Origin of the sequence: Paraburkholderia sp. CI2, assembly GCF_014201055.1 — a bacterium.
Classification (GTDB): domain Bacteria; phylum Pseudomonadota; class Gammaproteobacteria; order Burkholderiales; family Burkholderiaceae; genus Paraburkholderia; species Paraburkholderia tuberum.
On the sequence record NZ_JACHDL010000016.1, the window covers coordinates 124,832 to 144,881 of the forward strand.

Annotated in this window: 34 protein-coding genes; 2 read left to right on the forward strand and 32 right to left on the reverse strand. The window is 59.7% G+C overall.

What is annotated here, in order from left to right:
* Nucleotides 1–11 precede the first annotated feature (11 nt).
* Entirely contained in the window at nt 12–665 is a 654-nt protein-coding gene (locus HDG32_RS21940) for a cytochrome c (protein WP_184036008.1), read from the reverse strand.
* A gap of 220 nt (nt 666–885) precedes the next feature.
* On the opposite strand from HDG32_RS21940, the gene yihA reads away from it, so the two are divergent.
* Together yihA and hemB are read left to right on the forward strand one after the other, a co-directional pair.
* Nucleotides 886–1,548 (forward strand): ribosome biogenesis GTP-binding protein YihA/YsxC, encoded by a 663-nt coding sequence (gene yihA, locus HDG32_RS21945; protein WP_184070682.1) that lies wholly within the window; start codon nt 886–888, stop codon nt 1,546–1,548.
* Between the two features lie 278 nt (nt 1,549–1,826).
* Complete coding sequence (hemB, locus tag HDG32_RS21950) at nt 1,827–2,825, forward strand: porphobilinogen synthase (RefSeq protein ID WP_184065475.1); 999 nt, start codon at nt 1,827–1,829, stop codon at nt 2,823–2,825.
* Between the two features lie 123 nt (nt 2,826–2,948).
* Here hemB and dsbD read toward each other — a convergent pair whose 3' ends face one another.
* The 31 genes from dsbD to rpsJ form a co-directional block, all read right to left on the reverse strand.
* Nucleotides 2,949–4,829, reverse strand: coding sequence for a protein-disulfide reductase DsbD (dsbD, locus tag HDG32_RS21955; RefSeq protein WP_184070685.1), 1,881 nt, complete (start codon nt 4,827–4,829; stop codon nt 2,949–2,951).
* Nucleotides 4,822–5,148, reverse strand: a complete 327-nt coding sequence (cutA, locus tag HDG32_RS21960) for a divalent-cation tolerance protein CutA (protein WP_184070687.1) — start codon at nt 5,146–5,148, stop codon at nt 4,822–4,824. The genes dsbD and cutA overlap by 8 nt, the downstream gene beginning before the upstream one ends.
* Before the next feature lie 189 nt (nt 5,149–5,337).
* Nucleotides 5,338–5,730 carry a 50S ribosomal protein L17 gene (gene rplQ / locus HDG32_RS21965; RefSeq protein ID WP_013090750.1) on the reverse strand — a complete coding sequence of 131 codons (393 nt, stop codon included), beginning with the start codon at nt 5,728–5,730 and terminating at the stop codon, nt 5,338–5,340.
* Between the two features lie 195 nt (nt 5,731–5,925).
* Nucleotides 5,926–6,903, reverse strand: a complete 978-nt coding sequence (locus tag HDG32_RS21970) for a DNA-directed RNA polymerase subunit alpha (RefSeq protein WP_007730697.1) — start codon at nt 6,901–6,903, stop codon at nt 5,926–5,928.
* A gap of 124 nt (nt 6,904–7,027) precedes the next feature.
* Nucleotides 7,028–7,651, reverse strand: coding sequence for a 30S ribosomal protein S4 (gene rpsD / locus HDG32_RS21975; protein ID WP_013090752.1), 624 nt, complete (start codon nt 7,649–7,651; stop codon nt 7,028–7,030).
* Between the two features lie 147 nt (nt 7,652–7,798).
* A complete protein-coding gene (rpsK, locus tag HDG32_RS21980; RefSeq protein WP_006052224.1) occupies nt 7,799–8,203 on the reverse strand; it encodes a 30S ribosomal protein S11 in 405 nt (134 codons plus the stop codon).
* 28 nt (nt 8,204–8,231) lie between these two features.
* Nucleotides 8,232–8,597 carry a 30S ribosomal protein S13 gene (rpsM, locus tag HDG32_RS21985; RefSeq protein WP_013589830.1) on the reverse strand — a complete coding sequence of 122 codons (366 nt, stop codon included), beginning with the start codon at nt 8,595–8,597 and terminating at the stop codon, nt 8,232–8,234.
* A gap of 41 nt (nt 8,598–8,638) precedes the next feature.
* Nucleotides 8,639–8,755, reverse strand: a complete 117-nt coding sequence (rpmJ, locus tag HDG32_RS21990) for a 50S ribosomal protein L36 (RefSeq protein WP_004199844.1) — start codon at nt 8,753–8,755, stop codon at nt 8,639–8,641.
* Nucleotides 8,756–8,775: 20 nt separating this feature from the next.
* Entirely contained in the window at nt 8,776–8,994 is a 219-nt protein-coding gene (infA, locus tag HDG32_RS21995; protein WP_004521905.1) for a translation initiation factor IF-1, read from the reverse strand.
* Nucleotides 8,995–9,002: 8 nt separating this feature from the next.
* A complete protein-coding gene (secY, locus tag HDG32_RS22000) occupies nt 9,003–10,349 on the reverse strand; it encodes a preprotein translocase subunit SecY (RefSeq protein WP_013090753.1) in 1,347 nt (448 codons plus the stop codon).
* A 46-nt stretch (nt 10,350–10,395) separates the two neighbouring features.
* Nucleotides 10,396–10,830: a 50S ribosomal protein L15 gene (gene rplO, locus HDG32_RS22005; RefSeq protein ID WP_018420156.1), complete on the reverse strand. Its 435-nt coding sequence runs from the start codon at nt 10,828–10,830 to the stop codon at nt 10,396–10,398.
* A 29-nt stretch (nt 10,831–10,859) separates the two neighbouring features.
* Nucleotides 10,860–11,042 (reverse strand): 50S ribosomal protein L30, encoded by a 183-nt coding sequence (gene rpmD, locus HDG32_RS22010; protein WP_008923335.1) that lies wholly within the window; start codon nt 11,040–11,042, stop codon nt 10,860–10,862.
* An 11-nt stretch (nt 11,043–11,053) separates the two neighbouring features.
* Entirely contained in the window at nt 11,054–11,572 is a 519-nt protein-coding gene (gene rpsE, locus HDG32_RS22015) for a 30S ribosomal protein S5 (protein ID WP_075303262.1), read from the reverse strand.
* 14 nt (nt 11,573–11,586) lie between these two features.
* The gene (rplR, locus tag HDG32_RS22020) at nt 11,587–11,952 is read right to left on the reverse strand and encodes a 50S ribosomal protein L18 (RefSeq protein ID WP_008923336.1); all 366 of its coding nucleotides are present in this window, start codon (nt 11,950–11,952) and stop codon (nt 11,587–11,589) included.
* A 12-nt stretch (nt 11,953–11,964) separates the two neighbouring features.
* A complete protein-coding gene (rplF, locus tag HDG32_RS22025; RefSeq protein WP_018420154.1) occupies nt 11,965–12,495 on the reverse strand; it encodes a 50S ribosomal protein L6 in 531 nt (176 codons plus the stop codon).
* 18 nt (nt 12,496–12,513) lie between these two features.
* Nucleotides 12,514–12,909, reverse strand: coding sequence for a 30S ribosomal protein S8 (rpsH, locus tag HDG32_RS22030; RefSeq protein ID WP_006052216.1), 396 nt, complete (start codon nt 12,907–12,909; stop codon nt 12,514–12,516).
* A 14-nt stretch (nt 12,910–12,923) separates the two neighbouring features.
* Nucleotides 12,924–13,229, reverse strand: coding sequence for a 30S ribosomal protein S14 (rpsN, locus tag HDG32_RS22035; protein WP_090802162.1), 306 nt, complete (start codon nt 13,227–13,229; stop codon nt 12,924–12,926).
* A 7-nt stretch (nt 13,230–13,236) separates the two neighbouring features.
* On the reverse strand, nt 13,237–13,776 hold the full coding sequence (gene rplE, locus HDG32_RS22040) for a 50S ribosomal protein L5 (protein ID WP_090802163.1): 540 nt from the start codon (nt 13,774–13,776) through the stop codon (nt 13,237–13,239).
* Between the two features lie 16 nt (nt 13,777–13,792).
* Nucleotides 13,793–14,101, reverse strand: coding sequence for a 50S ribosomal protein L24 (gene rplX, locus HDG32_RS22045; protein ID WP_184035555.1), 309 nt, complete (start codon nt 14,099–14,101; stop codon nt 13,793–13,795).
* Between the two features lie 9 nt (nt 14,102–14,110).
* Nucleotides 14,111–14,479: a 50S ribosomal protein L14 gene (rplN, locus tag HDG32_RS22050; RefSeq protein WP_006998478.1), complete on the reverse strand. Its 369-nt coding sequence runs from the start codon at nt 14,477–14,479 to the stop codon at nt 14,111–14,113.
* A gap of 290 nt (nt 14,480–14,769) precedes the next feature.
* The gene (rpsQ, locus tag HDG32_RS22055) at nt 14,770–15,042 is read right to left on the reverse strand and encodes a 30S ribosomal protein S17 (protein ID WP_184052225.1); all 273 of its coding nucleotides are present in this window, start codon (nt 15,040–15,042) and stop codon (nt 14,770–14,772) included.
* Nucleotides 15,039–15,233, reverse strand: a complete 195-nt coding sequence (gene rpmC / locus HDG32_RS22060) for a 50S ribosomal protein L29 (RefSeq protein WP_007180130.1) — start codon at nt 15,231–15,233, stop codon at nt 15,039–15,041. Before rpmC ends, rpsQ begins: the two co-directional genes overlap by 4 nt.
* 10 nt (nt 15,234–15,243) lie before the next feature.
* Nucleotides 15,244–15,660, reverse strand: a complete 417-nt coding sequence (gene rplP, locus HDG32_RS22065; protein WP_008923342.1) for a 50S ribosomal protein L16 — start codon at nt 15,658–15,660, stop codon at nt 15,244–15,246.
* A gap of 2 nt (nt 15,661–15,662) precedes the next feature.
* Nucleotides 15,663–16,469, reverse strand: a complete 807-nt coding sequence (rpsC, locus tag HDG32_RS22070; protein ID WP_012434570.1) for a 30S ribosomal protein S3 — start codon at nt 16,467–16,469, stop codon at nt 15,663–15,665.
* 11 nt (nt 16,470–16,480) lie between these two features.
* Complete coding sequence (gene rplV, locus HDG32_RS22075) at nt 16,481–16,810, reverse strand: 50S ribosomal protein L22 (protein WP_004199272.1); 330 nt, start codon at nt 16,808–16,810, stop codon at nt 16,481–16,483.
* Nucleotides 16,811–16,822: 12 nt separating this feature from the next.
* Nucleotides 16,823–17,098 (reverse strand): 30S ribosomal protein S19, encoded by a 276-nt coding sequence (rpsS, locus tag HDG32_RS22080; RefSeq protein ID WP_006998484.1) that lies wholly within the window; start codon nt 17,096–17,098, stop codon nt 16,823–16,825.
* A gap of 10 nt (nt 17,099–17,108) precedes the next feature.
* On the reverse strand, nt 17,109–17,936 hold the full coding sequence (rplB, locus tag HDG32_RS22085; protein ID WP_018420149.1) for a 50S ribosomal protein L2: 828 nt from the start codon (nt 17,934–17,936) through the stop codon (nt 17,109–17,111).
* Nucleotides 17,937–17,938: 2 nt separating this feature from the next.
* Nucleotides 17,939–18,253, reverse strand: coding sequence for a 50S ribosomal protein L23 (gene rplW / locus HDG32_RS22090; protein WP_008923345.1), 315 nt, complete (start codon nt 18,251–18,253; stop codon nt 17,939–17,941).
* Nucleotides 18,250–18,870, reverse strand: a complete 621-nt coding sequence (gene rplD, locus HDG32_RS22095) for a 50S ribosomal protein L4 (RefSeq protein ID WP_090802165.1) — start codon at nt 18,868–18,870, stop codon at nt 18,250–18,252. The genes rplW and rplD overlap by 4 nt, the downstream gene beginning before the upstream one ends.
* Nucleotides 18,870–19,529, reverse strand: a complete 660-nt coding sequence (rplC, locus tag HDG32_RS22100) for a 50S ribosomal protein L3 (protein ID WP_090805499.1) — start codon at nt 19,527–19,529, stop codon at nt 18,870–18,872. Before rplC ends, rplD begins: the two co-directional genes overlap by 1 nt.
* 201 nt (nt 19,530–19,730) lie before the next feature.
* Nucleotides 19,731–20,042 (reverse strand): 30S ribosomal protein S10, encoded by a 312-nt coding sequence (gene rpsJ, locus HDG32_RS22105; protein WP_006998489.1) that lies wholly within the window; start codon nt 20,040–20,042, stop codon nt 19,731–19,733.
* Between the last annotated feature and the right edge of the window lie 8 nt (nt 20,043–20,050).

Sequence of the window (20,050 nt, forward strand, 5' to 3'; positions counted from 1 at the left end):
GGACGAAGCGCTTAATGCAGGCCCGCGATGTAGTCGGCAACCGCTTTGATTTCGTTGTCCGACAGACGCGATGCTATCGCATGCATCGCGTCGTTGTTATTACGAGCGCCCGGACCTTGCGTGAACGCGGTCAATTGCGTCACCGAGTACTCGGCCCACTGCCCCGACAGGCGTGGATACTGGATCGGAATACCCTGCCCCGTGGGCCCGTGACAGGCCGCGCAGGCCGGCACCCCGCGGTCGGCAATTCCACCGCGATAGATCTGCTGCCCCACCGCGACGGTCTTCTTGTTGTGCGCATAGCCTGGCTTGGGCGTCTGCGTCGAGAAGTAAGCCGCGACGTTGATCATGTCCTGATCGGAAAGCGCGGCGGCCATGCCCGCCATGATCGCATTGTTGCGCGCTGCCTGTTTGGCGCCCGGCTGCGCCTTGAAATCTCTGAGCTGCTTGACGAGGTACTCAGGATGCTGGCCCGCCAGTTTCGGGTATGCGCCGCCGGCACTGTTGCCGTCTGCGCCGTGACATGACGCGCATACCTGTACCGCGATTGCCTGCCCCCGATTGATGTCCGGCTTTGCCGGATCTGCTGCTCGTGCCTGAATTGCCAAACCTGAAAGACCTGCCGTTACATGAAGCACCATCAGAGTCTTGCACAGTCGATTCATTCGCACACCCTGTCTCGTCTTGTGGGATTTTAGATGTTCTGCAAAGTACGACGACGGCGACCGAGTGACCGCCAGGAGCCGCCAAGGCACGTGGGGCGGCCTCCTAAGGTTTTCAGTAAACCATCGTATTGTACAATAACTCGCTAATCGCTTAGACGCCAGTCGGGCTTGACCCCGTTCCCGCTGCGGGCTCCGCAGCTTCTCCAATCTGGCTTCCACCATGCCCTTCCTGCTCCACGAATCCCGCTTCTATACCACCGTCAATCATCTGCGCGACCTGCCGGCCACCGCGCAGCCCGAGATCGCTTTCGCGGGACGCTCGAACGCGGGCAAATCGACCGCGATCAACGTGCTCTGCAATCAGAAGCGACTTGCATTCGCAAGTAAGACGCCTGGCCGCACGCAGCACATCAATTATTTTTCGGTTGGCAAGGCGGATGAGCCGACCGCCTATCTGGTCGACCTGCCGGGCTACGGTTATGCGGAAGTGCCGGCTGCGGCGAAGGCGCACTGGGAAGCGCTGCTGTCCACGTATCTGCAATCGCGCTCGCAACTGCGCGGCATGATCCTCATGATGGATTCGCGCCGCCCTCTGACGGATCTCGATCGGCGCATGATCGAGTGGTTCGCGCCGACCGGCAAGCCGATCCACACGCTGCTCACCAAATGCGACAAATTGACGCGCCAGGAAAGCACGAACGCGTTGCGCACCGCGCAGAAGGGACTGGCCGAATATCGGGCTGCGGGCTATCGCGGCGAACTCACCGCGCAACTGTTTTCGGCGCTCAAGCGAACGGGGCTCGATGAAGCGCATGAGCTGATCGAGAGCTGGCTGATCCCGGAGGCAGCGGGCGAAACAGGCGAAACGCCGGCCGCGGGCTGAACGCATATCAATGCAGGAATCCCGCGGCACGCGTGATATGCCTGTAAAACCCGCGTCAGAGCGCGTTTGCGGCCGCGCATAAAAAAACCCGCCGCTTGAACGGCGGGTCAAACAGCCTAATCGAAAAACGACAGGCACCCGCTCAGGGAGGAGAAGCGGGGAGGTCAGCGCTAGGCGCCTTGCTCGATCGGTATGATATACCATTGTCTCGAAAAGTTTCCGGGAGCGGAGCCAGGTGCTATTTGTCCACTCCACCTATCCACGATCTTCGATTCGATATGAGCTTCTACCCGCACTACCGTCCGCGCCGCATGCGCCGTGACGACTTCTCGCGCCGCATGATGCGCGAAAACATCCTCACGACCAACGATCTGATTTACCCCGTGTTCATCGTCGAGGGAACCAACGTGCGGCAAGCCGTGCCGTCGATGCCGGGCGTCGAGCGTGTGTCGGTCGATCTGCTGATGGGCGTCGCCGGGCAGTGCGTCGAACTGGGCGTGCCGGTGTTGTCTCTGTTTCCCGCGATCGAGCCCTCGCTGAAAACACCCGAAGGCCGTGAAGCGGCCAACCCGGCGGGCCTGATCCCGCGCGCGGTGCGTGAGTTGAAGAAGAATTTTCCGGAGCTCGGCGTGCTCACCGACGTGGCGCTCGATCCGTATACGAGCCATGGTCAGGACGGCGTGCTCGACGAAGCCGGCTACGTGATCAACGACGAAACCGTCGAGATCCTCGTCGAGCAGGCTCGTGCGCAGGCGGAAGCCGGCGTCGACATCGTCGCGCCGTCGGACATGATGGATGGACGCATTGGTGCGATCCGCGAAATGCTCGAGAGCGAGGACCACATCCACACGCGCATCATGGCGTACGCGGCGAAGTACGCTTCGGCGTTCTACGGCCCGTTCCGCGATGCCGTCGGTTCCGCGACGAACCTCGGCAAGAGCAACAAGATGACCTACCAGATGGACCCGGCAAATTCCAACGAGGCGCTGCGCGAAGTGCAGGCCGACATCAACGAAGGCGCGGACATGGTGATGGTCAAGCCGGGCATGCCGTATCTGGACATCGTGCGTCGCGTGAAGGACGAGTTCCAGTTCCCCACCTACGTGTACCAGGTAAGCGGCGAATACGCCATGCTGAAGGCCGCCGCGCAGAATGGCTGGCTCGATCACGACAAGGTGATGATGGAATCGCTGCTCGCGTTCAAGCGTGCAGGCGCGGACGGCGTGCTGACGTATTTCGCGCTGGATGCCGCGAAGATCCTGCGTTCGCAGAAGTAAGCCAGGCGCGGTTTAGCGCGCGGCCGTCGAGAAAAAAACGGAGGCGAACCTTAGGGTTTCGCCTCCGTTTTTTTGTGCTGCCGTTTGCGAAGCGGCGGTCTTGCAACGCCCCGCGGCCTTCGATTACACCCCCGATGCACTCGCCCGATCCAGTGTGCGCAGGAATTTATCCGCCGATTCGTAGCCGACCACCCGCAACACTTCCTTGCCACCCTGATCGAAAAAAATAATCCCCGGCGGCCCGAACAGATTGAAGCGCTTGAGCAGCGCCTGGTCGTCGGTATTGTTCGCAGTGACGTCGGCGCGCAGCAGATTCATCTGCTTCAGCTTCGCCTGAACGCGCGTGTCGCTGAAGGTGAATTTCTCCATCTCCTTGCAGCTCACGCACCAGTCCGCGTAAAAATCGAGCATGGCTGGCTGCGCCGCCGTTTTGACGGCCTGGTCGAGCTGATCCGATGAACGTACCGGCGCGAACGTCAAATCGCTTTGCGGCGCCGGCGCGGCCGCGCTGGAGCCATCCTTCGCGATGCTCGCCTGATTGCCGACGCGAGCCGCGAGCACCGCCAGCGGTCGCAGCGGATCCAACGATCCCGCCGCGAGGCCAACTAGAAGCGCTGCTGCCCAAACCGCCATCACGACGCCGACCGCCCGCCCAAGCCGGTGCCATATCGAGGCGCCCGCAACCGACTTGGAAAACAGGCCGAGCGCAACCGCGGCGATCAGCAGCCAGAGGGCGCTCAACAGCATCGACGCCGCCCCGCCGAGCACCGGCCAAACAATCCACAGCGCCGCGGCCAGCAGAACGACGCCAAAGAACACTTTTACGCTGTCCATCCACTTGCCCGCGCGCGGCAGCAGTGTACCCGCGCCGAGGCCAATGATCAGCAGCGGCAGCCCGAGCCCGATGCCCATCGAGAACAGTGCCGCGCCACCGAGCACGGCGTTGCCGGTATGCGCGATGAACGCGAGCACCGCAAAAAGCGGCGCGGTCATGCAGGCGCCGACCACCAGCGCCGACAGCGCGCCCATTACGGCGACCGCGGTAAATTTGCCACTCGAGCGTCCCGCTGACGCGCTCGACATGCGATCGCGCCAGCGCGGCGGCAGTTCGAGATCCACACCGGCGATCAGCAGCAGCGCGAAAATCGTCAGAAGGCCGCCGAACGCGCCGAGCACCCACGGGTTCTGCAGCCATGCGCCGAGACTCTGCCCGACGAGTGCCGCCACGACACCCAGCACCGTGTACACGAGCGCCATCCCGACTACATACGCGAGCGACAGCGCGAAGCCACGCCTGCGCGTGACGCGCGCTCCCTCACCGATGATGATCGCCGACAGAATCGGAATCATCGGATACGAGCACGGCAGCAAGCTCAGAATGGCGCCGGCAACGAAATAAAGCCCGACGATCGCAAAAAAACCGCCACGCTGCAGCAGCGACTGCGCGTAATCGGCGCTGGTGGCGCGTTCGTACCAAGGTTCGTCGTCAGTGGCGGCGGATTGTTGCGCGGTTGGGGTCGCCGCCCCGCTGCCAGCCAGCTGCAGCGCCTCGCTGCTCACGTGGTACACGCGCTCCATCGGGGGGTAGCAGATGCCCGCGTCGGCACAGCCCTGCGACGTCACCGCAAGATCGAACGGTCCGGCAGCCTGCTTGACCGGAATACGAATCGTCAGCTCGTTGCGATACGTCTCGACATTCTTGTTGAATGTCTGATCGAACTTCACATGACCGCCTGGCAGTTCAGGCTCGCCAAGCGTCGCCGTGCCGTTGCGGGTCGCGAACGCGAAGCGCTCGCGGTACATGTAGTAGCCGTCCGCAATCTTGTAGGTGACGACGACTTGGCCGGGGGCCTCGGTCGCGCTGAACCGGAACGCGACGGACGGGTCGAGGAAGTCGTCCGCGGCGCGCGCGAGCGTGGCGACTTGCGCGAGGAACACGCAGCCGAGCAGAAAGAATGCGGTGCGCAGCGCAGCGCGCGCGCGCCGGTCGAGACCGTTAAACATGAACAGGGCGTTGGGTTTCAGCAGTGATCCACTGGCCGTAGGCGGCGGAGGCCATCGCTTGCCATGAGAGGATTTCCGGCGTGCCGTAGGGATGGTGAGCCTGAATGTATTGCTCCAGTTCGAGCGCGCGAGCGGCGCTGGTCTTGAACAGCAGCTGGATTTCCTGCGCGGTTTCGATCGCGCCCTGCCAGTGATAGCTCGACTGCACGCTGCCTAGCTGGGTGACGCACGCGCAAAGGCGAGCGGCGAGCGCGTCGGCTGCGAGCTTTTGAGCGCCGGCCGCATCCGGCACCGTTGTCAGCACCAAGGTCACATTCACACCAAGCTCCGGCGGCGCAGGATTTCGATCCCGATATCGTATCACCTGGCCCTGTCGCCCTGCAGGGCGCCACGCGGTGCGGCCGCGACATTTGGTCACTGCGAAGCGGCTTTCGCTATCAATGAAAAATCCGCCGCAGAAAACAAAAAAGCCAGGCGATGCGCCTAGCTTTTTGTCGAAGCAGAAAGCTTACTCAGCTTCTTGCACTTCCGTTTCTTCAACTTCCGGACGGTCGAGCAGTTCGACCAGTGCCATCGGCGCATTGTCACCAACGCGGAAGCCGAACTTCAGCACGCGCAGGTAGCCGCCCGGACGGTTTGCGTAGCGCGGGCCGAGCACGTCGAACAGCTTCGTGACCGAGTCACGATCGCGCAGGCGGTTGAACGCCAGACGACGGTTTGCGAGCGACGGCTTCTTGCCGAGCGTGATCAGCGGCTCGACGACTTTACGAAGTTCCTTGGCCTTCGGCAGCGTGGTCTTGATGACTTCGTGCTCGATCAGCGAGTTGGACATGTTACGGAGCATTGCCAAACGGTGGCTGCTCGTGCGGTTCAGTTTCCGCAGACCATGACGGTGACGCATGTTAATTCCTTCAGTTCAAAGTTTTGGTCCAGCTCTTCTATCGCACTCGTTCTGCAGCATCGACTACAAACAGTGAGCGCACGGGCCGGTAGTGACAAAAGACAAGACGCGGATTTTAAAGGAAAATCCGCGCCTTTGCCAGTACAGTACAGTACAGCGGTGCAATTCGCGGTCACACCCGACCGAGTTGTCCGCTTACTTGTCGAGACCAGCCGGCGGCCAGTTTTCGAGCTTCATGCCGAGCGTCAGCCCACGCGATGCCAGAACTTCCTTGATCTCGTTCAGCGACTTGCGACCCAGATTCGGAGTCTTGAGCAGTTCGTTCTCGGTACGCTGGATCAGGTCGCCGATGTAGTAGATGTTCTCGGCCTTCAGGCAGTTCGCGGAACGAACCGTCAGTTCGAGATCATCGACCGGACGCAACAGGATCGGATCGATCTGCGGTGCGCGCGACGGCGCTTCCGCCGCTGCTTCGGTACCTTCCAGCGCCGCGAACACCGACAACTGATCGACCAGAATGCGCGCCGATTGTCGGATCGCTTCTTCCGGCGAAATCACACCGTTGGTCTCGATGTTCATCACGAGCTTGTCGAGGTCGGTGCGCTGCTCGACGCGAGCGCTTTCGACCGCGTAGCTCACGCGACGAACCGGCGAAAACGAGGCGTCCAGCACGATCCGGCCGATGATCTTGGCCGACTCTTCACCGTAACGACGCACATTGCCCGGCACATAGCCGCGGCCCTTTTCGACCTTGATCTGCACGTCGAGCTTGCCGCCCTTCGACAGATGCGCAATCACGTGATCGGGATTGATGACTTCGCAATCGTGTGCGAGTTCGATATCGCCGGCCGTGACCACGCCTTCGCCTTCCTTCCGCAGCGTAACCGTCACTTCGTCACGATTATGCAGCTTGAAGACGACGCCCTTCAGGTTCAACAACAAGTTGACCACATCCTCTTGCACACCGTCGAGCGTCGAATACTCGTGCACGACGCCTGCAATCGTCACCTCGGTCGGGGCATAGCCCACCATCGACGACAACAGCACGCGCCGAAGCGCGTTGCCCAAGGTGTGGCCATAACCGCGTTCAAACGGCTCCATGACCACTTTCGCGTGGCTTTCGCCAAGCGATTCAACTGCAATAATCTTGGGCTTCAACAAACTGGTTTGCATAGGTTTTCCTTTTCAATACCCTCGGCTCGTTACACCGATAAGGCTGACCGGTAACAACCTGAAAATAAACAGCCGAGACGCCCCCTTGCGCAACGCAATCAGGGCGCCCCGGCCGTCAATCCGATTACCGCGAATACAATTCGACGATCAGGCTTTCGTTGATGTCGCCAGCGATGTCGCTGCGTTCCGGCTTCTGCTTGAAGGTACCTTCGAACTTCTTCGCGTCGACCGCGACCCAGCTCGGCATGCCGCCTTGCTCAGCGAGCGACAGCGCCTCAATGATGCGAGCCTGCTTGCGCTTCTGTTCGCGCACGGCGACGACGTCCCCCGCCTTCACTTGCATCGACGGGATGTTCGTCACGACGCCGTTCACCGTGATTGCCTTGTGGCCAACGAGCTGACGTGCTTCAGCACGCGTCGAGCCAAAGCCCATGCGATACACGACGTTGTCCAGACGCGATTCGAGCAGTTGCAGCAGGTTCTCACCCGTGTTGCCCTTCAGGCGGTCTGCTTCAGCGAAGTAGCGACGGAACTGGCGCTCGAGGACACCGTAGATACGCTTTACTTTTTGCTTCTCGCGCAGCTGAGTGCCATAGTCGGACGTACGTGCGCCCGAGGTACGGCCGTGCTGGCCGGGCTTGCTGTCAAGCTTGCACTTGTCAGCGAGCGAACGGCGCGCGCTCTTCAGGAAGAGGTCAGTGCCTTCACGGCGAGACAGCTTGGCCTTGGGGCCGATATAACGTGCCACGTTGATTCCTTCTGTGATTTGTCACGCGAATGCTTCCACTCGCGCTAGTCCGAACCCTTTGAGTCGAACGGTGGGCTTAGTCAATTCAATAACGCGCGCAGCCCGCCACCGCGCAAGGCGGCAACAGGCGCTCGAAATACCAGCGTCTTAGATACGACGACGCTTCGGCGGACGGCAGCCGTTGTGCGGGACCGGCGTCACGTCGGAGATCGCGGTGATCTTGATGCCAAGACCATGCAGCGCGCGCACCGCCGATTCCCGGCCAGGACCGGGGCCCTTGATCCGCACTTCGAGGTTCTTCACGCCGTATTCCATCGCCACGCGGCCAGCTGATTCAGCTGCGACCTGAGCTGCAAACGGAGTCGACTTACGCGAACCCTTGAAGCCCTGACCGCCCGACGTTGCCCAGGCAAGCGCGTTGCCTTGACGGTCGGTGATCGTGATGATGGTGTTGTTGAACGACGCGTGAACGTGAACCACGCCCTCGGCGACGTTCTTCTTGACCTTCTTGCGAACGCGTTGCGCCGCGGAGTTGTTCGAAGCCTTAGCCATTACGTTTTCCTGTAACTGTCAGTTCCGCTTACTTCTTCAGCGATTGCGCTGCACGACGCGGACCCTTGCGCGTACGGGCATTCGTACGCGTACGCTGGCCGCGCAGGGGCAGACCCTTACGATGCCGCACGCCACGATAGCAGCCGAGATCCATCAGGCGCTTGATGTTCATCGTCGTTTCACGGCGCAGATCGCCTTCAACGATGAACTTGCCGACTTCTTCACGCAGCTTTTCGAGGTCTGCGTCAGTCAGGTCTTTGACCTTCTTCGAAAATGCCACACCAGCAGCGACGCAAATGTCGCGCGAGCGCGTGCGACCGACACCGTAAATAGCCGTCAGGCCGATTTCAGTATGCTGGTGATTCGGGATGTTAACCCCTGCGATACGAGCCATTGTTTTTCCTCAAACAAAAAGCGCAAGCAAAAGCGCGGCGTTCAGCCTTGACGCTGTTTGTGGCGCGGATCAGAACTGCAAATCACGCGCACAACGCCTTTGCGCTTGATGATCTTGCAATTGCGGCAAATGCGCTTAACCGATGCCATCACTTTCATGATATTACCCTTTTTTCAAATCACTTCGCCCGGAACACGATCCGCGCACGCGACAGATCGTAAGGCGTCAATTCAACCGTCACCTTGTCGCCCGGCAAGATCCGGATGTAGTGCATCCGCATTTTGCCGGATATGTGTCCCAACACGACATGGCCGTTTTCCAGCTTCACCCTGAAGGTAGCATTAGGCAGGTTCTCGATTACTTCGCCCTGCATCTGGATAACATCGTCTTTGGCCATAAGTCCTTTCAACGCATCGGGACGCCGCCGCCTTTGAAATTAGCTTTCTTCAGCAGCGATTCATACTGTTGCGACATAACGTACGACTGCACCTGCGCCATGAAATCCATTGTGACGACGACAATGATCAGCAGCGACGTTCCACCAAAATAAAACGGCACGTTCCAGCGTAGCACCAGAAATTCAGGCAGCAGGCAAACGAACACGATGTAGATCGCACCGGCAAGCGTCAAACGCGTGAGGATGCGGTCGATATATCGCGCCGTCTGATCGCCCGGGCGGATACCTGGGACGAAAGCGCCGCTCTTTTTCAGGTTGTCGGCCGTTTCCCTGCTGTTAAACACCAGTGCAGTGTAGAAGAAGCAGAAGAAGACGATCGCCAACGCGTACAGCAACACGTACACCGGTTGACCGGGCTTCAGGGCCTCGGCAACGTTGTGCAACGTGTCTGCGAACCAGCTGGTACGCGAACCCGAACTGAACCAGTTCAGGATAGTTGCCGGGAAGAGAATGATCGACGATGCGAAGATCGGCGGAATCACGCCCGACATATTCAGCTTCAGCGGCAAATGCGAAGACTGGCCGCCGTAAATCTTGTTGCCCACCTGCCGCTTCGCATAATTCACAAGTATCTTGCGCTGGCCGCGTTCGATGAACACCACCAGATAGGTCACAGCAGCAATCAGCGCGACGACGATAATCGCCGAGATGATGCTCATCGAGCCGGTTCGCACCAGTTCAAAGAGACCACCGATTGCGTTCGGGAAACCCGCCGCAATACCGCCGAATATGATGATCGAGATACCGTTGCCAAGCCCGCGCTCCGTGATCTGCTCACCCAGCCACATCAGGAACATCGTGCCGGTCACCAGCGTCACGACCGTCGTCAAGCGGAAAACCATCCCCGGATCGATCACGAGGCCCGGCTGATTTTCCAGAGCGACGGCAATACCGAACGCCTGGAACGTCGCCAGCACAACCGTGAAGATCCGCGTGTACTGCGTAATCTTTCGCTGACCTGCCTGCCCTTCCTTTTTCAGCGCTTCGAGCTGCGGCGAAACAATCGCCAGCAACTGCATGATGATCGACGCCGAAATGTACGGCATGATCCCCAGCGCGAAAATCGTGAACCGCGAAAGTGCGCCACCCGAGAACATGTTAAACATGCCAAGGATGCCGCCCGACTGGCTTTGGAACAGTTTCGCCAGTTGGTCCGGGTCGATACCCGGCACCGGAATATGCGCGCCGATACGGTAGACGACTAGCGCCAGCAGCAGGAACACTGCTCGCCGGCGCAGATCGCCAAACTTCGCCGCGCTGCGACCGGGTTTTGCGAGACTCGGGCTGTTAGCCAAGTACCTTCTCCGATGCAAGTGCTAGTGACGGCAATTAACTTGCGCGTTACTCGGCAAAAGAGCCACCGGCTGCCTCGATAGCAGCACGTGCGCTCTTCGTCGCACCCAGACCCTTCACAACGACCTTGCGCTTGAGCTCGCCCGTTGCAATGATCTTGGCGCTACGGATCAGCTCGCCGACGAGGCCGGCTTGCTTGAGAGCCAGCAGATCGATTTCGTCGACCGGCAGCTTCTCCAGATCCGAGAGACGTACTTCACCGACGAATTCCTTCGTCAGCGAGGTGAAGCCACGCTTCGGCAGGCGACGTTGCAGCGGCATTTGACCGCCCTCAAAGCCAACCTTGTGAAAGCCGCCCGAACGCGACTTCTGACCCTTGTGACCACGGCCAGCGGTCTTGCCGAGGCCGGAGCCGATGCCGCGACCAACGCGGCGCTTTGCGTGCTTCGCGCCTTCGGCCGGCTTCAGGTTATTCAATTCCATTATCAACTCCTTGAGTCCTGGTCAGCCGCTTAGCTGATGACCTTAACGAGGTACGAAACCTTGTTGATCATGCCGCGCACAGCCGGCGTATCCTGCAACTCGCTAACCGAGTTGAGTCGGCGCAGGCCCAGGCCACGCACCGTTGCACGGTGCGATTCACGGGTGCCGATCAGGCTCTTGACGAGCTGGACCTTGACAGTTTTATCAGACATGGTGTCCACCTTTAGCCCAGAATTTCTTCGACGGACTTGCCACGCTTCGCAGCGATGTCGGCCGGCGTGGACTGCTTGCGCAGGCCATCGAGCGTCGCACGAACGAGGTTGTACGGGTTCGTCGAGCCGTGGCTCTTGGCCACAACGTTCTGCACGCCCATCACGTCGAACACGGCGCGCATCGGGCCGCCCGCGATCACGCCGGTACCGTCCTTCGCCGGAGCGAGGAGGACCGTCGATGCGCCGTGCTTACCGTGCACTTCGTGTTGCAAGGTACCGTTCTTCAAAGGCACCTTGAACATGTTGCGGCGAGCCTGTTCCATCGCCTTCTGGACAGCGACCGGCACTTCCTTCGCCTTGCCCTTGCCCATACCGACGCGGCCATCACCGTCGCCAACCACGGTCAGTGCAGCGAAGCCGAGAATACGGCCCCCCTTCACGACCTTGGTCACGCGGTTAACCGCGATCATTTTTTCACGAAGGCCGTCGTCGCGTTCGTCAGCCTGAACTTTAGCTTGCATCTTTGCCATGACGAATTCTTCCCTTAGAACTTGAGTCCGGCTTCGCGCGCCGCGTCAGCCAGCGCTTTCACGCGGCCGTGGTAACGGAAACCCGAACGGTCGAAGGCGACGGATTCGATGCCGGCAGCCTTAGCCTTTTCTGCAATGCGCTTGCCGATCAGGGTGGCAGCAGCAACGTTGCCGCCCTTTCCCGATTGATCGGCCAGTTGCGCACGCACTTCGGCTTCGAGCGTCGACGCGCTAGCGAGCACCTTGGTGCCGCACGGCGAGAACACTTGCGCATAGATGTGCGTGTTCGTGCGATGCACGGCGAGACGCGCGACCTGCAGCTCCGCGATCTTGATACGCGTCTGACGAGCGCGGCGCAGGCGAGATTGAGTCTTATCCATGATTGCGCACCCTTACTTCTTCTTCGTTTCTTTGAGGATCACAACCTCATCGGCGTAACGCACGCCCTTGCCCTTGTAGGGCTCCGGCGGACGGTAGCCGCGCACTTCTGCAGCGACTTGACCGACTTGTTGCTTGTTGATCCCCTTGATCACGATTTCGGTTTGCGACGGGGTTTCTGCCTTGACGCCAGCCGGCATCTGGTGCACCACCGGGTGCGAGAAACCCAGCGACAGGTTCAGCTTGTCGCCTTGCGCTTGTGCGCGGTAACCGACGCCAACCAGCGTCAGCTTGCGCTCGAAACCCTTCGTCACGCCGTGCACCATGTTCGCAACCAGCGCGCGCATCGTGCCCGACATCGCATTCGCCTCGCGGCTTTCATCGACCGGCTCGAACTTCAGCGTGCCGCTGTCGTTCACTACCTTCACGAGGCTGTTGGCAGCCTGCGAAATCGTACCCAGCGGACCCTTGACAGTAATGCTGTCGGCGCTCAGGGCCACTTCCGCGCCTTGCAGCGCGATTGGGCTCTTACCTACTCGAGACATGTTTCTCTCCTTTCGGCCTTAAGCGACATAGCAGATGACTTCGCCGCCAACGCCCGTTGCACGTGCCTTGCGGTCCGTCATCACGCCCTTCGGCGTCGACACGATTGCCACGCCCAGGCCATTCATGACCACGGGGATGTCGTTACGGCCGCGGTACACACGCAGACCAGGCTTCGAGACGCGTTCAATGCGCTCGATGACCGGACGGCCAGCGTAATACTTCAACACGATGTTCAATTCCGACTTCGCACCTTCGGACTTCACTGCGAAATCGTCGATATAACCTTCGTCCTTCAGGACCTGCGCAATCGCAACCTTGACTTTCGACGAGGGCATAGTCACCGAAACCTTCTCGACCATCTGCGCATTGCGGATGCGAGTCAGCATATCGGCGATAGGATCACTCATGCTCATTTATGTTTCTCCTATTACCAGCTCGCCTTGGTCAGGCCAGGGATCTCGCCGCGGAACGCGATTTCGCGAATCTTATTACGCGCCAGCCCGAATTTACGGAACGTGCCGCGCGGACGACCGGTAATTGCGCAACGGTTGCGCTTACGGGTCGGGTTAGAGTTTCGCGGCAGTTGCTGCAGTTCCAGGCGTGCTGCGTAATGCTCTTCTTCCGACTTGCTCGTATCGCCAATGATTGCCTTCAATGCTGCACGCTTGGGAGCGTACTTGGCGGCGAGGCGAGCACGCTTCTTTTCACGTTCGATCAGTGCCAGTTTAGCCACGGTAACCTCAGTTTCTGAACGGGAACTTGAAGCTGGCGAGCAGAGCCTTTGCTTCGTCGTCAGTCTTCGCAGTCGTCGTGATGCTGATGTTCAGCCCACGCAGTGCGTCGATCTTGTCGTAGTCGATTTCGGGGAAAATGATCTGCTCTTTCACACCGACGTTGTAGTTGCCGCGACCATCGAACGCCTTGCCCGACACGCCACGGAAGTCGCGCACACGGGGGAGCGCAACCGTCACGAAACGGTCCAGGAATTCGTACATTGCCTGGCCACGCAGCGTGACCATTGCACCGATCGGATAGCCCTGACGGATCTTGAAGCCAGCGATTGCCTTGCGTGCCTTCGTGATCACCGGCTTCTGGCCCGCGATCTTCGTCAGATCGCCAACGGCGTTTTCGATGATCTTCTTGTCAGCGACGGCTTCGCCAAGGCCCATGTTCAGGGTGATCTTGGTGATGCGCGGCACTTCCATCACGGACTTGTAACCGAACTTCTCGATGAGGCCGGGTACAACCTTCTCTTTGTAAAACTCTTGCAAACGAGCCATTTTTTACTCCGCAGCGTCAGGCGCTCAGTACGGCACCGGTCGTCTTCAGGAAACGGACCTTCTTGCCCCCTTCGACCTTGATGCCTACACGCGATGGCTTGCCATTCGCGTCCACCAATGCGACGTTCGAAATTTGCAGCGGCATCGTCTTGGCTTCCACGCCGCCCGTCGTACCCTTCATCGGGTTCGGCTTGACGTGCTTCTTGACGAGGTTGATGCCCTCGACAGTGACGGTCTCGCCGTGAACGGCCAGCACCACGCCACGCTTGCCCTTATCTTTGCCGGTGATGACGATAACTTCGTCACTCTTGCGAATCTTGTTCATCGCGACTCCTTACAGCACTTCAGGCGCCAGCGAAACGATCTTCATGAATCGTTCGCTACGCAACTCGCGCGTGACAGGCCCAAAAATACGGGTACCGATCGGTTCGAGCTTGGTGTTGAGCAACACAGCCGCGTTGCCGTCGAACTTAATCAGCGAGCCGTCCTGACGACGCACGCCCTTGGCGGTGCGAACCACCACGGCGTTGTAGATTTCGCCTTTCTTCACGCGCCCGCGCGGCGTTGCCTCTTTGACAGTCACCTTGATGATGTCGCCAATGCTGGCATAACGACGCTTCGAGCCGCCGAGCACCTTGATGCACATGACTTCACGTGCACCCGTGTTGTCGGCCACTTCAAGCCGAGTTTCGGTCTGGATCATGGTTTATCTTTCCCAACTTAATCCGGTCACACCACCATGGCGCTTCCCGGTCAGTCTTGGTCCCGTCAGCCGATCGGCTGCTTGGGTTAGAACAGCAGCGACGGCAAACGAAACCCGCCATCGCAATCCGGTGAATCCTTCGGTCTAGGCTGGCGCCCGAACCGCTTCCCCCACCAACTTCGCCCGCGACGGGGCTCCCACAAAGAGGGAAGACCGAGAGTATATCAAATAATCTCGGTCTTGCAAGCGAAACTTACTGCGATTTCAACTACTTCTACAGCTTTGCGACATTAGATGACGCGAGCAGCCTCGACCAGGCGAGCCACAACCCAAGCCTTCGTCTTCGAAATCGGACGAGTTTCCTGGATTTCAACGAGGTCGCCCTCGTTGTACGTGTTCGCGTCGTCATGCGCGTGGTACTTCTTCGACCGCACGACGTACTTGCCGTAGATCGGGTGCTTCACGCGGTGCTCGACCAGCACGGTAACCGTCTTGTCCATCTTGTTGCTGACGACCTTGCCGACCAGCGTCCGCTTGAGCGAGTTTTTTACGCTATCGTTCATTTCTGGTTCGCCTTCTCAGTCAGGACGGTCCGCACACGCGCGATGTCGCGACGGACCTTCTTCAGCTGGCTCGTGTTCGTGAGCTGCTGGGTCGCGAGTTGCATGCGCAGGCCAAATTGCGCCTTCAACAGGTCCGACAGCTCCTTGTTGAGCGCGGCCTGATCTTTCTGGTGAAGTTCGGAAGCCTTCATCATTTGCTCCTTAGGCGCCGAGCTGACGCACGATAAACGTCGTCTTCAGCGGCAGCTTCGCTGCAGCCAGACGGAACGCTTCGCGCGCCAGTTCTTCGGTTACGCCGTCCATTTCGTACAGCATCTTGCCCGGTTGAATCTCAGCGACGTAGTACTCCGGGTTACCCTTACCGTTACCCATACGCACTTCCGCCGGCTTGGTCGAGATCGGCTTGTCCGGGAAAATCCGGATCCAGATGCGGCCACCGCGCTTGATGTGACGCGTCATTGCACGACGCGCCGCTTCAATCTGGCGCGCGGTCAGACGGCCACGACCGACAGCCTTCAGGCCGAACTCACCGAACGACACCGCGTTGCCGCGGGTAGCAACGCCGGTGTTACGACCTTTCTGCTCTTTGCGATACTTTCTGCGTTTCGGTTGCAGCATCGTTATTCTCCAGTCTTCCCGTCGCCGCCGGCACCGCCAGCACGTCGGGGAGCGCCACGGCGTGCACCTGCCGGGCCACCACCTTCACCATCACGACGCGGACGGCGATCGCCACCCGGACGTGCGTTGCGGCGCGGACGCTTTTCTTCGGCGACTTCTTCGACCACCGGTGCGTCGTTGCGGCCGAGCGTGTCGCCCTTGTAGACCCACACCTTCACACCGATGATGCCGTACGTCGTCTTTGCTTCCGACGTTGCGTAGTCGATATCCGCACGCAGCGTATGAAGCGGCACGCGACCTTCGCGATACCATTCCGTACGGGCGATTTCGATACCGTTCAGACGGCCAGCGCTCATGATCTTGATGCCTTGAGCACCCAGACGCATCGCGTTCTGCATCGCACGCTTCATCGCGCGGCGGAACATGATCCGGCGCTCGAGCTGTTGCGTGATCGAATCAGCGATCAGTTGCGCGTCCGTTTCCGGCTTGCGGATTTCTTCGATGTTGACGTGAACCGGAACGCCCATGCGCTTTTGCAGCTCGGACTTCAGCAGTTCGATGTCTTCACCCTTCTTGCCGATCACGACACCCGGACGCGAGCTGAAAATCGTGATACGCGCGTTCTTTGCAGGACGCTCGATCACAACGCGGCCGACGGACGCGTTCTTCAGCTTCTTCTTCAGGTATTCCCGAACACCGATGTCTTCCTGCAACATCGCCGCAAAATTGTTGTTGTTCGCGTACCAACGCGAAGCCCAATTGCGGCTGACGGCCAAACGGAAGCCAGTCGGATGAATTTTCTGTCCCATCGTATGGCCCCTTAATTCCCGACCGTCACAGTGATGTGACAGGATTGCTTCTCGATGCGGTTACCGCGGCCTTTAGCGCGCGCGGTGAAACGCTTCAGCGATGCTGCCTTGTCGACGTAGATGCTCTTGATCTTGAGCTCGTCGATATCGGCGCCTTCGTTGTGCTCCGCATTCGCGATCGCCGACAGCACGACCTTTTTCACGATCCCCGCAGCCTTCTTCGGCGAGAATGTCAGAACGTTCAGCGCCTTGTCGACCGGCAAACCGCGGATCTGGTCAGCCACAAGGCGCGTTTTCTGCGCCGAGATGCGGGCACCGCGATGAATTGCTTTCACTTCCATCTTGATTGCCCCTTATTTCTTGGCCTTCTTGTCGGCCGCGTGTCCCTTGAACGTACGGGTCAGTGCGAACTCGCCAAGCTTGTGGCCGACCATGTTTTCCGTGACATACACCGGAACGTGTTGACGGCCGTTGTGAACGGCGATCGTCAGGCCGATGAAGTCCGGCAGGATCGTCGAGCGACGCGACCAGGTCTTGATCGGTTTCTTGTCACGCGATGCTGCAGCCGCCTCAACCTTCTTCAGCAAATGGGCGTCGCAGAACGGACCTTTCTTAATAGAACGTGCCATTGCCTACTCCTTAACGCTTGTGACGGCGCTGGACGATCATGCTCGTCGTGCGCTTGTTGCTGCGGGTGCGATAGCCCTTCGTCGGCGTGCCCCACGGGCTCACCGGATCGCGGCCTGCCGCAGTCTTGCCCTCGCCACCACCGTGCGGGTGGTCGACCGGGTTCATTGCAACGCCACGCACCGTCGGGCGGATACCGCGCCAGCGGTTCGCACCAGCCTTACCGATTTGACGGAGGCTATGCTCTTCGTTGCCTACTTCACCGATCGTTGCGCGGCATTCAACGTGAACGCGGCGGATTTCGCCCGAACGCAGACGAACCTGCGCGTAGATGCCTTCGCGAGCCAGCAGCATCGCCGACGTACCCGCCGAACGCGCCATTTGCGCGCCCTTGCCCGGCAGCATTTCGATGCAGTGAATCGTCGTACCGACCGGGATGTTGCGGATCGGCAGCGTGTTACCTGCGCGGATCGGCGCCTCCGAACCCGACATCAGCTGTTGACCGACGGTAATACCCTTCGGAGCGATGATGTAGCGGCGCTCGCCGTCTGCGTACAGAACCAGCGCGATGTTCGCGCTACGGTTCGGGTCGTACTCGAGACGCTCGACCTTTGCGGGAATACCATCCTTCGTGCGACGGAAGTCGACGACACGATAGTGATGCTTGTGACCACCACCCTTGTGACGCGTGGTGATGTGACCGTTGTTGTTACGGCCGGCGGTCGACGACTGCGTGTCGAGCAGCGCTGCGAACGGCTTGCCCTTGTGCAGTTCCTTGTTGACCACCTTGACCATCGCGCGGCGACCCGGCGAAGTCGGCTTAACTTTCACGATTGCCATGATTACTTGGCCTCCGCTTCAAAGTTGATTTCCTGGCCGGGCTTCAGGCAGACGTACGCCTTCTTCACGTCCTTGCGCTTGCCCATGAAGCGACCAAAGCGCTTGGCTTTGCCCTTCGCGACCAGCACGTTGACGGAATCGACTTCCACCTTGAACAGCAGCTCGACTGCAGCTTTCACTTCCTGCTTCGTGGCATCCGGCGCGACTTCGAACACAACCTGTTCGTTCTTGTCGGCCACCAGCGTCGCCTTTTCGGAGACCACCGGCGCGAGCAGGACCTGCATCAAACGATGATCGTTCTTGCGAATCTCGCTCATGACAGCAACTCCTCGATCTGGGCGACCGCAGCCTTCGTGATCAGGATCTTCTTGAAGTAGATCAGCGACAGCGGGTCGGCGTAACGCGGCTCCACAACCGCCACGTGGGCGAGGTTGCGCGACGCGAGGTACAGGTTTTCGTCAACCGTGTCGGTAATCACCAGCACGGAATCGAGACCCATCGCCTTGAATTTTTCGGCCAGCAGCTTCGTCTTCGGCGCTTCGAGCGTCAACTCGTCGACCACCGAGATGCGGCCTTCGCGGGCCAACTGCGAGAAGATCGAGCAGAGACCTGCACGATGCATCTTCTTGTTGACCTTGTGCGAAAAGTTTTCTTCCGGCGAATTCGGGAAAATACGGCCACCGCCGCGCCACAGCGGGCTCGACGACATACCGGCACGGGCGCGGCCCGTACCCTTCTGGCGCCACGGCTTCTTGGTCGTGTGTTTGACCTGCTCACGATCCTTCTGCGCGCGGTTGCCGCTACGGGCATTCGCCTGGTACGCAACCACCACCTGGTGAATCAGGGCTTCGTTGTAGTCGCGGCCGAACACGACGTCCGACGCGCTAACGCCTGCACTTTCCTGACCATTGGCATTCAGGAGCTTAAGTTCCATTATTTCGCTCCTTTCACGGCACGCGTCTTCACGGCCGGCGTAACGAATACCTTGCCACCCTTCGCACCCGGAACGGCGCCCTTGACCAGCAGCAGCTTGCGGTCAGCATCGATACGAGCGATTTCGAGGTTTTGCACCGTTACCTTCTCATCACCCATGTGACCGGTCATGCGCTTACCCGGGAAAACACGACCCGGATCCTGCGCCATACCGATCGAGCCCGGCACGTTGTGCGAGCGCGAGTTACCGTGGGATGCACGGCCAGACGAGAAGTTATAACGCTTGATGGTACCGGCGTAGCCTTTACCGATCGACACGCCTTGCACGTCGACCTTCTGGCCCACTTCGAACAGCTCGGGACCAACCACGGCGCCGCTCGACAGTTCGGCAGCCTTAGCGGCATCGATCTGGAATTCTTTGAGGATTTCACCGGCTTGAACACCGGCTTTGGCGAGATGACCTGCCAACGGCTTCGTCACGCGGGATGCACGGCGCGTACCGAAGGCAACCTGCACGGCCGTGTAGCCGTCGGTTTCAACAGTCTTGATCTGCGTCACGCGGTTGTCGGACACGTCCAGCACGGTGACGGGAATTGAATCCCCTTCAGCCGTGAAGATACGGGTCATGCCAACCTTGCGACCTACGAGTCCAAGGCTCATCGTTTTCTCCATTCCCGACTGCGATTGGTCGGGGCTAATTTACAAAATGCCGGCACCGCTTCGGGCATGAAACCATGCTGCAGGACGCCGACTTTTTTACGCAAATGCGCGAAAAGCTCAACAGTATAGCGAGCCTTTTCGTTTTCCGCAAGCAATCAATGACTTAGCGTTGCCCGGGTGGCCGGGCAAGGGCTGGAAGCCTTACTGCAGCTTGATTTCAACGTCCACGCCAGCCGGGAGATCCAGCTTCATGAGCGCGTCGACGGTCTTGTCCGTCGGGTCAACGATGTCCATCAGACGCTGGTGGGTGCGGATTTCGAGCTGGTCACGCGACGTCTTGTTGACGTGCGGCGAACGCAGGATGTCGAAGCGTTGAATGCGGGTCGGCAGGGGTACGGGACCACGAACAATCGCGCCAGTCCGCTTTGCCGTATCGACGATTTCAGCTGCCGATTGGTCGATCAGGCGATAGTCGAAAGCCTTCAGGCGAATGCGGATTTTCTGGTTCTGCATGACAAATT